Annotated in this window: 13 protein-coding genes; all 13 read right to left on the reverse strand. The window is 33.2% G+C overall.

Translation table 11 applies throughout. The features are described from left to right. On the reverse strand, nucleotides 1-580 hold a 580-nt coding region (locus BAQ48_RS14730; RefSeq protein WP_071711645.1), incomplete at its 3' end, for a GRP family sugar transporter. 246 nt (nucleotides 581-826) lie between these two features. Further along, on the reverse strand, nucleotides 827-1,426 hold the full coding sequence (locus tag BAQ48_RS14735) for a nitroreductase family protein (RefSeq protein ID WP_071711646.1): 600 nt from the start codon (nucleotides 1,424-1,426) through the stop codon (nucleotides 827-829). Between the two features lie 384 nt (nucleotides 1,427-1,810). Further along, nucleotides 1,811-2,884 (reverse strand): WD40/YVTN/BNR-like repeat-containing protein, encoded by a 1,074-nt coding sequence (locus BAQ48_RS14740; protein ID WP_071711647.1) that lies wholly within the window; start codon nucleotides 2,882-2,884, stop codon nucleotides 1,811-1,813. Nucleotides 2,885-3,288: 404 nt separating this feature from the next. After that, nucleotides 3,289-4,128: an aldo/keto reductase gene (locus tag BAQ48_RS14745; RefSeq protein WP_071711648.1), complete on the reverse strand. Its 840-nt coding sequence runs from the start codon at nucleotides 4,126-4,128 to the stop codon at nucleotides 3,289-3,291. A gap of 16 nt (nucleotides 4,129-4,144) precedes the next feature. Continuing rightward, entirely contained in the window at nucleotides 4,145-5,359 is a 1,215-nt protein-coding gene (locus BAQ48_RS14750) for an MFS transporter (protein ID WP_071711649.1), read from the reverse strand. A gap of 495 nt (nucleotides 5,360-5,854) precedes the next feature. Continuing rightward, nucleotides 5,855-6,328: a tautomerase family protein gene (locus tag BAQ48_RS14755; protein ID WP_071711650.1), complete on the reverse strand. Its 474-nt coding sequence runs from the start codon at nucleotides 6,326-6,328 to the stop codon at nucleotides 5,855-5,857. Between the two features lie 42 nt (nucleotides 6,329-6,370). Continuing rightward, nucleotides 6,371-6,886: a heme-degrading domain-containing protein gene (locus tag BAQ48_RS14760; protein ID WP_116758521.1), complete on the reverse strand. Its 516-nt coding sequence runs from the start codon at nucleotides 6,884-6,886 to the stop codon at nucleotides 6,371-6,373. 536 nt (nucleotides 6,887-7,422) lie between these two features. After that, nucleotides 7,423-8,742, reverse strand: a complete 1,320-nt coding sequence (locus BAQ48_RS14765) for an aromatic amino acid transport family protein (protein WP_071711652.1) — start codon at nucleotides 8,740-8,742, stop codon at nucleotides 7,423-7,425. Nucleotides 8,743-9,759: 1,017 nt separating this feature from the next. Then, nucleotides 9,760-10,443: a DUF3888 domain-containing protein gene (locus BAQ48_RS14770; RefSeq protein ID WP_071711653.1), complete on the reverse strand. Its 684-nt coding sequence runs from the start codon at nucleotides 10,441-10,443 to the stop codon at nucleotides 9,760-9,762. An 87-nt stretch (nucleotides 10,444-10,530) separates the two neighbouring features. Continuing rightward, complete coding sequence (locus BAQ48_RS14775; RefSeq protein ID WP_071711675.1) at nucleotides 10,531-10,866, reverse strand: IDEAL domain-containing protein; 336 nt, start codon at nucleotides 10,864-10,866, stop codon at nucleotides 10,531-10,533. 121 nt (nucleotides 10,867-10,987) lie between these two features. After that, nucleotides 10,988-11,401: an Rrf2-family transcriptional regulator SaiR gene (gene saiR / locus BAQ48_RS14780; protein WP_071711654.1), complete on the reverse strand. Its 414-nt coding sequence runs from the start codon at nucleotides 11,399-11,401 to the stop codon at nucleotides 10,988-10,990. Between the two features lie 164 nt (nucleotides 11,402-11,565). After that, on the reverse strand, nucleotides 11,566-11,700 hold the full coding sequence (locus BAQ48_RS14785; protein ID WP_000573531.1) for a BA3454 family stress response protein: 135 nt from the start codon (nucleotides 11,698-11,700) through the stop codon (nucleotides 11,566-11,568). Nucleotides 11,701-11,746: 46 nt separating this feature from the next. Beyond that, complete coding sequence (spxA, locus tag BAQ48_RS14790) at nucleotides 11,747-12,142, reverse strand: transcriptional regulator SpxA (protein ID WP_000261181.1); 396 nt, start codon at nucleotides 12,140-12,142, stop codon at nucleotides 11,747-11,749. Nucleotides 12,143-12,233 lie beyond the last annotated feature (91 nt).

Here is a 12,233-nt window from a genome sequence, read left to right on the forward strand (position 1 = left end):
GGATTCCACCTAACACCATGCCAATTGCTTGCGGCAATAACGCCGACCATCCGTCTATATTAAATAATCGTATTACGACTACATAAACTAAATAGCCAAAAGTAGACACCAATAAAATTAAAATTCCTCTTTTTAAGTTTCCTGCTTGCGCTTGTTGTTTCTCTTCTGAATTTGGGAGTGACGTGAGAACGATTCCAATTATGATACAAATAAGTGCCAAAACACCTAATATCACAGACATAGTTGTGGACCATTCATGAAATACGATTACCCCAAATAAAGTAGCTGAAACTAATTGCATCCCGGTTGAAATAGGCATTGTTTTAGAAACCCCAATTAAATCAATACTTTTCAATTGATTAGCTTGTCCCAATGCCCAAAATAACCCTGATACAATTCCTACTCCAATTACCATAGGCGTTAACACTGGTTTTACAAAAATATAAATACCTATTGAGAAAAGAAGTGCACCAAAAGTTGTTCCAAGTACTTGACTATAAGGGCCTCCGCCCAATTTAACGTTAAAGAGTACAATACTTCCCCAAAATAACGCTGGTAAAATCGCTAATAAAATATCCATTTTTGCATCACCTCTATTCCTCCTACATACTCACTTTTACATCCCTGTCTCTAGAAATTATTGTTTCTCCTCTATATAAAATATATGCGTCTCAAAGCATTACTAATTAATCTATAAATACGAATATTTTTCTACTACATAAAAAAGAATCCATATTGAAAATGGATTCTTTTTTAACAAAAATATTTGTATTTATTCATCCTAATTAGGATATTAATTTTAAATTATCCTTTAGAGGACAGTTAATTATTTGTGAAATTTCACACGCTCTTCAAGCGGTTGGAATTCTTTTTCCCCTGGTGCAGCTGTTGGATTACCAAATGGCATTTGTGCAATGAGTTTCCAATTAGTAGGGGCATTCCATTCTTGTTTTACCTCATCGTCGATTAGTGGATTATAATGTTGTAAAGATGCTCCTAATCCCTCTGCTTCTAAACCTGTCCACACAACTAACTGGTGCATACCAGATGCTTGGTGTGACCAAATTGGGAAGTTTTCAGCATATGCAGCAAATTTTTCTTGAAGCGATTTAACGATAGACTCATCTTCAAAGAATAGTACTGTTCCATAACCAGCTTTAAAGGAATCCATTTTTTGTTGCGTTCCTGAAAAATCTCCATCTCCAACTACTTTTCTTAATGTTTCAGTTGTAATATCCCATAATTTATCATGAGCTTCACCAAATAATACAACTAATCGCGCAGTTTGAGAATTGAAAGCTGAAGGCGTATATTTCACAGCAAACTCCACGATTTCTTTAATTTTTTCATCTGATACTTGTACCTCTTTATTAATACCATAGTAAGTACGTCTTTCTTTCAGTGCAGTATAGAAATCTTTTGTCATAATTTATTTCCTCCTAAGTTTTAATATTCTTCAAAATGATACATCCCGAAGATAATATGCGTTTAAATGAGTCCATTGTTGAATCATTGAACTTCATAACACACCCATTGCCAATCACTCTGAATCTAAACACACTTCATCCTTCAGTTGTCCTAAAAAAAGCCTTATAACATTATTGATAATATCTAGTCATTATTCGGTACTATTTTACCCATTCTCTATTAATGTATCCTGCGTGTTTCATATTTACACAAATATGAAAATAACCTTAAATTGATGGTCAAAAAAGCCAGGTAGCATGAATAATTCATGCTACCTGGCTTTGTACATTTTAAATTTAACTAAATATTACTAATGAACTGTAGTAGAAAGCATACTCGTCACTTATTTAATAATTAACATCTCATAAGGATGTTGTTCCATAAATCTATTCTCCCAAGGAATCTCTAATGATGTCCAATTTGAACCACCGTCTACTGACTGATACACTCCTTTATTGCTAAACAGATAAAACGTTCCATCACTTGTTGCCTTTAATACTGGTATGATTGTGCCTTTAGGAGTTGGTAAACCTGCATTCATCTCTGCCCAAGGCTGATCTTTTTCTTTCTTATAAATAAATGATTCACAATTTCCATTATTGTAATCATGCGCTACATGTGGATTTGAAGATGTCGCGATAATAATATTTTCCGGATCATTTGGGTTAACTGCCATTTGATATGCGTAATGATGCTTTAGCCCACTACACATATAGTTCCAAGTCTTACCTCCATCATTACTCTCCGCATATTCTTGACCTGGTTCTTTCAAGAATGAATCACCTAACACCCCGTATAAACGATTTGGGGCATTGCGATGCGATTTAAGAACGTGAATATCTTGCGGGTAGTTCCCCTCTTTTTCCTCAGTCCACGTCATACCGCCATCTACACTTTTAATTAATCCCCCAACCTCAATCGTTGTATAAATAGTTTCTGGATTATTAGCATCAATTTCAATATGTTTTACGTGGTGCGTATATGTTCTTTGAGGAAAGAACCATGATGAATACGATGGCATTTGTCGATAATCCGTTAGCAATTCAAAACTGTCTCCTCCATTTTTGGATACAAACATGGCGCTCGGTTCAATTCCTACATAGACAATCCCGTTACCGTCATCACCCTTCTCTGGAGATACAGAAACTGCTGTAATAGCTCTCATATGAATAGCATTGGCTGAGAACACTTCACCAAAAGAAGGTAAAGTTCCAATCGCTTCCCATGAACTTCCTCCATCTTTGCTTCTCCATAATCCCCTATCAAAAGTACCACAATACATTCTTTCTTGGTCGTATGGATCTAAAGCTAAAGCAACTGGATTAGCACCTACAAACTGCGATTGGACGCTCCATGTTGAGTCTTTTTTTTCTGCAATTACAAGTTCTCTATCAAACGCTAATATGAATTTTTCCATAACTAAAATCTCCTCGTTTCATAAATTCTCTACTATATTATTTAAATTTTGAACATTACCAGTTAAGAAATGATTTTTATATGCTATGGCATATAAAAGATAAATTATATAAGGAATATGTGATAATAACTTACCTTATATAATTTGTTAACTTCACATCAGTACGATGAACAAGATATCCTGTTAAATCATATAAGTCCATATGCCACCTCCAAATAACTTATAATATATATGCTATAGCATATATATTATAGAATGCATTATTTTATGTCAAACTTTATACTATTTTAAAATCAGTTTTCCACATAGCCTAAAATAATTCAAAAGTCATAAATAGAAACACTTTATTGAATAGAAACTATAAAAAAGAGCGCAATTTTTTGCACTCTTTTTTATAGTTTCTATTAGAAATCAAAGTTATCAGGATCTGGACCAACGCGATGATTTTGGTTTAATGCATCGATTTTTTCCATATCTTCTTTCGTTAATTCAAAATTAAATACATCAGCGTTTGCAATAATGCGGTGTTCTTTCGTTGATTTCGGAATTGTAATTACTCCATTTTGAAGATCCCAACGTAAAATAACTTGTGCTGTTGTTTTGCCGTGTTTCTCAGCAATTGCTTGTAATGTTTCATTATCTAATAATTGACCTTGCATAAGTGGTGACCATGCTTCCATTTGAATACCTTGTTCTTTACAGAAAGCTTGTAATTCTTTTTGTGTTAAACGAGGATGGTATTCTACTTGGTTGATCATCGGCTTAATTTCTGCATCTTTTATTACATCTTGCAGATGATGGATTTGGAAGTTACTTACGCCAATTGCACGTACACGCTTTTCCTTATAAAGTGTTTCTAACGCTCTCCACGTATCTTTATATTTTCCTTCTACAGGCCAGTGAACAAGATATAAATCTAAATAATCTAGTTTTAATTTTTTCAAGCTCTCTTCATATGCAGCAATTGTTTCTTCATATCCTTGATCTGCGTTCCATACTTTTGAAGTGATAAATAATTCTTCTCTTGAAATTCCAGTCGCTTCAATACCAGCACGGATTCCTTCACCTACAGCTGTTTCATTTCCATAAATCGCCGCTGTATCGATACTACGGTATCCTGCTTTAATTGCTGATTTAATCGCTTCTACAAGTTCTGGTCCTTCTTCTACTTTAAATACACCTAAACCGAACCAAGGCATTTCTACACCGTTATTTAATACCGCTTTACTTTGTAAGTTTTTCATTTTATTTTCTCTCCTTTTATTTTACTTGATCTCGTTTTTCTAATGACATACTCCATGCTGTTAAAATAACAGCACCTACTACCATAATGCCGCCTACCCAAGCCGTATGAATTAACCCTAACGAATTCGTTACAATACCACCTAAATAAGCACCAAGAGCAATCCCAGCATTAAACGCCGCAATATTAATTGCCGATGCAACATCGACAGCACTCGGTACAAATCGTTCAGCTAACATTACGACATATACTTGTAACCCTGGAACATTCATAAATGCGAATAGTCCCATAAAAATAATTGTGATTAACCCAGCTACTTTAAATGGTGCTGTAAATGTTAAAACAAATAATATAATCGCTTGAATAAAGAACATGTAAAATAGCGCTCGAATTGGATTATGATTCGATAATTTTCCGCCAATCACATTCCCTATTGCAATGGCGATTCCATACACTAATAAAATGATAGTAACCGTATTAGCTTTAAATCCTGTTACTTCTTGTAATAACGGAGATAAATACGTAAATGTTACGAATGTTCCCCCATATCCTAATGCAGTAATGATAAAAACAAGTAACAGCCTTCCGTTCGTAATCAATTTAAACTGATCGCGAAATGATACAGACGTACCTTTTTTCATATTAGATGGAATGAGAATACTATTCGCGATTAAGGCAATGATTCCAATTACCACAATTGCTAAAAATGATGTTCTCCAGCCAAATTGTTGACCAATAAATGTTCCAATTGGTGCCCCGGTAATAGTTGCAACTGTTACGCCAGTAAACATAATGGCAATCGCGCTAGCACGCTTATTTTCTGGTACGAGTGCCGCAGCAATTGTTGAACCAATTGACATAAACACACCATGCGAAAGCGCTGAAACAATTCGCGCAATAAGTAATACAGTGAAGCTTGTTGCTACCGCTGCGATTCCGTTACCAATAATGAAAATAATCATAATCCACATTAATAACGTTTTTCGTGACATATTAGCTGTTAATGACGTTAATACTGGAGCACCAAACGCTACGCCTAACGCATATAAAGAAACTGTTAAACCAGCTGTTGTAACCGACACATGTAAATCTTCCGAAATAGATGGTAATAAACCGACACTAACAAATTCAGTTGTCCCAATCCCGAACGCACTAATTGCTAGCGCTAATAACGCAAATATACTTCTTCGATTCGTCTGAACTTCTGAGGACGATGCTGTATATGAATTCAATTGAGTTTCCCCTCTTCCCTATAATTCCTATCATAATAGTGCGATAAAAAGGCCCTTTTATCTTTCAAAAAATATATTTAATCTCTACAAACGCTATTATGAATGGTTTCATTCTCTTTTTAAAGAACGCACTTTAAAGTACGATAGGCACTTTTTAGTACCGTAAAGCTTGTCTCTCTCCTACAAGTACTATTATGAAATACGTGTAACATAACGAATAGTACATACTTTAAAGTGCTGTAGGTATTAATAAGTAACATAGTTAATTACTCGTACCATAAAGTTTGTTTCCCTCTCACATGTGCTATTATGAATGATATTTAACATAATAAAAAGTACGTACTTTAAAGTACTATAGGTACTAAAAAGTAACATTTACATAACCTAGCTTATTTTGCTCAAAAATATAAAGGATTATATTTATTACCGCAGACAAATATCAAAAAAGGCAAAAACGAACAGAAATATGTTCGTTTTTGCCTTTTTATTTAATCATTAAAATGTACGACTTTTGGAAAGGAAATCTGCATTAGCTCCCGTTACACCACTTTGCCCCCAGTTTCCTGGAATCATTTCACGAATAAGAATTAGCACTTTATCCAAAGGTGCATGAGTATATTTAGATGTCACTTGTGTAAGTTCGTTTACCCACTTATCCTTTGTATCTTGATCAAATGTATTCCATATATCAATCTTAATAATAGCCATTCCATCAACGTTACGACCCGGTGTATCGTAAGACTCTTTTGTCTCCCAATTGGACACCCTACTTTTCTCAGCAAAGGTAGCATCATTTGCTACAGCCCCAGCTTTCCCCCAATTTTCTTTCTCAAGTTCCGTTATCAACACTTGAATTTTGTCAGGGACAATTTTTAATAGTTTTATTGTAAGTTCCGTTACACTATAAATGAATTCCTTCTTTTCTTCTGTTGACATGGTTGGCCAAGTATTTAGTTCAATTAATGGCATAGTATTGCCCCCTAAAGTTAATTATTTATTCACTATCTACAACTATTGGTTCAAATGATTTTTAACTGCTCTTACTACCAATTCGTGATCTACTTCTGGCGGTAATCCTGAAACTGTTATCATTCCAATAACCCCTACGTTTTTTATTCTGATAGGAAAGCACCCACCAAACGCAGCATATTCCGAAGTATCTAAAAGATATTTTTCATTATATGAAATTCCAGTTATTTCACTTTGTATCTGCATATAATACGAGCTACGATCATGCAGGGAAACGACTCGTTTTTTACGCTCAATCCATTTCGTATTTTCCTCATTTGTCCCTGTCATCTTGAAATGAAATAATTGCACACCATTTTTCGTTATATCAACAGCAATCAATTTCCCCTCTCGCTTTGCTGTTTCAACAATAAATAAACCTATTTGCAAGGCATCTTCATTTGTAAAAGAAGAAAATTGAAGTGTTTCCTCTTCTATTAAAATTTGTTTACTTATTTCATTCAAATTTGAAGTACTCATATCTTTAACCTCCATAATTGTTTTATGCCACTGCGGCATTTTTTGAAATTATTAGGCCATATAGTACAACCTTTCAATCAATCTGATTCTGAATAAAATGCTGTAACATCGTTGGTAACTAGTACCGTAAAGCTTGTTTTCTTCTTACTGGTGCTATTATGAATGATATTCAAAGTTATAAAAAGTACGCACTTTAAAGTGCTATAGGTACTTTAAAGTACTATTCTACTTATCCCTATCTTACAGAGACTATTATGAAATATATTTAACATCTTAAAAATGTATGTACTAAAGAATAACATTTTTCATATCAAACTTTTTTTGCTCAATGGTTGTAATTCAAATTCATCAAATTTTTGTATCAAGACAAACGAAAAATAAAAAGAACCTAGCCGAAACTAGATTCTTTTCTGATCAAAGAAACACTCCTATATACCGAAACAGCCACCTTATCTGAAAGGTGGCTGTTTGTTGATAGATTAAATAAAAAGGACAAACTCTCCAACGTGAGAAGTTTGTCCAAAAATAGATATTTCATATTCCACTACTTTGACACTAAAATCAACAATCGTGAATTAGAATAATGATTTAATACTCGCTAAAACAGTAAGTACACCTACAATAATAACAAATACATTACTCATTTTCCCTTTGTATTTAGCTAGTACTGGTACTTTTCGGATCGCATACATCGGTAATAGACATAAGATAGCAGCAACTAATGGACCGCTTAGAGAATCAATAATGCCAAGAATACTTGGATTTGCATAAGCAACATACCAGCATGTTAATACGACAAAAGTAAGGATGATTGTCTTAATTGTTTTTTCTTCTATATCTTTTCCACGTGTTTTACCAAACTTCATAATCACGTCACGCATTACCTCATATGCTCCGATATAATGGCCAAGGAAAGACTTTGTAATAGCCACAAAAGCAATGATAGGAGCTGCAATAGTGATTACAGGCGAATTAAGCTCATTAGCAAGATATGAAAGGATTGATAAGTTCTGCTCTTTTGCCATTTTAATATCATCTGGAGTCAAACTCAATGTACTGCTCCACACAAAGAACATAACAACCGCGAATGTCATGATATAACAAGCCTTTTGGATTTGCGCACATTTCGCATCAGTGGCTTCGATTCCATACGTAGCTCTCTGTTTCACAACAAATGATGAAATCATAGGTGAATGATTAAATGAGAATACGATGATTGGTAGAATCATTAATATCGTTCCAAAATACCCTGTTCCTGTTGAAGCAGTAGAAACAGCTGAAAAACTAAGCATTGACGTATTCCACTGTGGAATTAAAGATATTGCGATAAACAGTAGAGAAGCTATGAATGGATACACTAGCATACTCATTATTTTCACGGTAATATCTTGACCGAAATTTAGTATAGCGATAAGACCAAGCACTAATACAAGAGATAGAATAGCCCTTGGAGGCTCTGGCATGTGCAATTGATGCACGATAAAACTACTTGCAGTATTTGTAAGCGCAACCGAATACATTAATACGATTGTATAAATTGAAACGAAATATACGATGTTAAAAATGATACTTGCTTTATTTCCGAAATACTCTCTAATTGTACCTGTGATCCCCTCATCAGCAGAATTAGAAGCATATATCATTTTAGCAAGCGCCCTATGTGAATAATACATAACCGGATATGCAAGTAATGTAATTAACAGTAATGATAATAAACCACCTGAACCTGCATTAATCGGTAAAAAGAGCACCCCTGCTCCAATAGCAGTTCCAAATAGACTCAGTGCCCAAGTAGTATCTTGCTTATGCCACTTTTTTGGATCTAGATAGTTCTCATTTTTTACTGCGGTATTTTCAGCTTGAACTTCTATTTTCTTTGCAGTATTCCCGTTCATATAATAAATCCCCCTTATCTCCTATTCTTACCTCTCTCTTTATGGCTAACGAACATTTACCTTTCCAGAAAAAATGAATGTCTTACAAGTTGCCCCACATTGTATGACCTTCATCAAAATTAATCCACATTGAAACATTCGCTAGTCGGCATCTTTATATAATTGTTAGCGTTCACAAAATAGTTTACTCAAAATACTGACCATTTATATAAAGACCCGCTAAGAGAAAAATATAGAATAGATTTCCTAAATGCGTTACAACGTTTCTACTAACTGTTTATTACTTTAATGGTTTCCCTCTTTTTACTTTTAACAGTAATTTCAGATAAACCGGCCTCTCTTAGTTTGTGAGGCATTTGTCTCTCGACTCCGTGCATTAACTTTAATAACTTCGTCAGTATTAATGCTATTGTTTACACAAGCCACTAAAGCGCTTTACATACATTTTGCCTCTAATCACACACCTTTCTTACTAGTCATCGCATTTTTTATATTTTCTCCAGAGATAATAAATTTTCTCTCGACGCCCTCATTATAACGTGTATATTTATAAAATTAATATTTTTATATTTTCAGAAATATTAATTGGATATAATTTTACATGGATAACATTTTACAGTTAGCACTCAACCCTTGTTCCTATCGCTTAAAACTAAATGAATTAGCATAAAATACAGTCATATATTATTTATCCAAGTTACTCATTATAAAGATACTTATATTCTTCTTTGTCAAAAAAAATTATTTTAATTAAAAAAGATATTCTAATAAATAATTAATGTGGTTAAAAAGAAATATCTTTTTAAATGTACCAACCAATTTTTAGGATATATATTATCGATATTGCATTCATATACATTTTTAGGAAGCTACGTTTTTTACTTGATGGCAATAAGAGGACCGCTAACATTTTACAAAAAACTACGCTAAACGCAAAAATACAATAAGCTGCCCATATCGGGCAGCTTATTTACATAACAATTATTATCAGAGGTGTGCAAACAACTCAATGCAATGTCATCTTAATTCGAGTTTTTTCAACTCTTCTTCAGGAATATCTCTATGTTTGTAATTAATCGTTTTTACATCATTTCCTTTTATACGAAAAGTAATTGTATCCTCTCCATAAGGCGGATTGTGTGCACCCTCAAAGGTTTGAATTTGAACAGTTACATAGAAAATAGAGTTTACTTCGTCTTTTTTTATTTCAAGTATTTTTTCAGAACCTCGATCCCATAGTTTTAGTTCCTTATAATAGTTTTCAACTTCTTTACTTATCGGCTCTAATAAGAGATTCATGACTACTTCTTTTAAAAACTGTTTTGGTACAGGTATTCTGTTGATTTTCTTTCTTTTCACATCTATAATCTTCCAAAAGTCACCGCTCTTTTCAACGGTATAAAGAACATTTGTACCATCTGCTTTCCAAAGATGAAAATAACCTTTATTTCCCTTAATATATAATCGTGGTTCATCAATCCACTCACCTTCTGTTTGAACTATACCTAAAAACAGTTGAGTAAGTGGCGTTATCTTATAACCTAATTGATTAAAGTCACCAAACGAATAAAGTTCATAACCGGTTAAATCTATGTCAAAGCTTTCATTTCTATTATTTTCTTTTTTTACAATTGCTTGAGTGGAAATACAGGGTAATAAAAAACTCAGAAAACATATGATACTAATTATTTTTATTTTCATACCATCAATCACCTCTTTTATTAAAATGCAACAAAAGAGATGATATTATTGCACAATCCACCCTATCAAAAATACCGAATGTACGCTTTAAAATCCCCCATTAACTAGCTCTTTTATCGAGTTCAATTTTGCAGAAAGCTCAATAAACCATTCTTCATCTCCTGTTAATAACGCAAGGTCTATAAGATAAAGGATTTGCTCCTTATTGATTGCTTTTGATTCAGGGAGTTTGTTAACGTGTTTACTAAAGAGTAAAATCGCTTCATTGTTTGTGTACTTGTCGTCACGTTTCACAATACTAACTGTAACTACATCTTCCACTTCATCAAGTGATACAATGTAACCAAGTATGAATTCACCCTCATTTGATATTCCACGAACCCAATCTCCAACTTTTAAAACATGGTTATTATTTGACATTATACTTTTCACCTTCTTACAATTTATTTTTTCGTGACGCTAAACAAGATATAAAAACTAAACTGTATTATTTTTTATTACATTTAAATGTTAAGAACTCACGGCTATATAGCCATTAAGTCGCTTAACGTTCTTGATTGATAAGATCAACAACTTCTTTCATTGTATAATTCTTTAAATATTCACCTAGATGTTCTTCTGCACCTAAGAAAATAGTGAAAAGAACTTTTCGCATATTCGAACCCACAATACATTGACCATTTGATTCAGGACACTTAGGCTGCAAAGCACCTTCAGAGGTTAGTTGATAAATATGCCAAAGATTAACTTCACTTAAATCACAAGCGAAAATAAAACCTCCACCAGTTCCCTCTTTTGATTGTATAAACTTATGTTTTTTTAACAAACTTAGCACTTTGCGAATGCGTACTGGATGGACACCTGCACTTTCTGAAATAGCACTACTTGTTGACATCCGGTCTGGTTGTAAAGCTAAATAAGTTAAACTGTGTATGGCCAAGGTAAAGTCGCTGTTCATTGTTTTCCTCCTACAATCAAAAAATATTGTTTTTCATATATTAACATACTGTAGCCATAAATATTACAGATAGGTTAGCCAGACGTTAAAATATATAAGAACCACACGTAGCATAAAAAAATAGATTCCATAACTTCATTTAGCTTTTTAAATTAAAAATACATTTAAAGACTCCATTGTTTCTTAACTTGTTCTTCTGCCAATTGTTTAATTTTTGTCCATATCGTATCTTTGCTTACAATAACATTTGTTTGATAATTTCTATCGTTATAATTGACTGTAACACATACTTCTATCATCTTCTGTTTACTCCTTTCAAAAAATTTCCTTTCACACTATTACTTATTAATTAGCCAACTTTTGCAGTTCAATGTTCAAGAATGTTCGAACGCTACGTGGTAAAAATTTTCGAATTTCTTCCTCATTAAAACCAATTTGCAATCTTTTCTCGTCCAGCATAATTGGGCGACGCAACATTAGTGGATGCTCAATTATTAATTTATAAAATTCATTCAGCGAAAGCTCATCTATATTTATATTTAAGTCTTGAAAAGTTTTGGATCTAGTTGAAATAATTTCAGTAGCACCCTCTTCTGTTAAACGAAGAATGGATTTAAGTTCATCCACTGTCATAGAATTGGATACGATGTTTTTTTCAGTATAATCAATTTGATTCTCTTCAAGCCATGCTTTTGCTTTTCGACATGAACCACAGCTTGCTGTTGTATATAAAACCACCATATTTCACTCACTCCTTTAATGTTCTTTATGAAACGTACATTTTAAATATCAATTATTGAAATGTATTAAAAAAAATTACAGTTTAGAATCA

The organism is Bacillus luti (assembly GCF_001884105.1).
Classification (GTDB): domain Bacteria; phylum Bacillota; class Bacilli; order Bacillales; family Bacillaceae_G; genus Bacillus_A; species Bacillus_A luti.

Coding starts and splice junctions, on each gene's coding strand:
- BAQ48_RS14735 (WP_071711646.1), bottom strand. CDS start 1,426: ATGACAAAAGATTTCTATACTGCACTGAAAGAAAGACGTACTTACTAT.
- BAQ48_RS14740 (WP_071711647.1), bottom strand. CDS start 2,884: ATGGAAAAATTCATATTAGCGTTTGATAGAGAACTTGTAATTGCAGAA.
- BAQ48_RS14745 (WP_071711648.1), bottom strand. CDS start 4,128: ATGAAAAACTTACAAAGTAAAGCGGTATTAAATAACGGTGTAGAAATG.
- BAQ48_RS14755 (WP_071711650.1), bottom strand. CDS start 6,328: ATGCCATTAATTGAACTAAATACTTGGCCAACCATGTCAACAGAAGAA.
- BAQ48_RS14760 (WP_116758521.1), bottom strand. CDS start 6,886: ATGCCGCAGTGGCATAAAACAATTATGGAGGTTAAAGATATGAGTACT.
- BAQ48_RS14765 (WP_071711652.1), bottom strand. CDS start 8,742: ATGAACGGGAATACTGCAAAGAAAATAGAAGTTCAAGCTGAAAATACC.
- BAQ48_RS14770 (WP_071711653.1), bottom strand. CDS start 10,443: ATGAAAATAAAAATAATTAGTATCATATGTTTTCTGAGTTTTTTATTA.
- saiR (WP_071711654.1), bottom strand. CDS start 11,401: ATGAACAGCGACTTTACCTTGGCCATACACAGTTTAACTTATTTAGCT.
- BAQ48_RS14785 (WP_000573531.1), bottom strand. CDS start 11,700: ATGATAGAAGTATGTGTTACAGTCAATTATAACGATAGAAATTATCAA.
- spxA (WP_000261181.1), bottom strand. CDS start 12,142: ATGGTGGTTTTATATACAACAGCAAGCTGTGGTTCATGTCGAAAAGCA.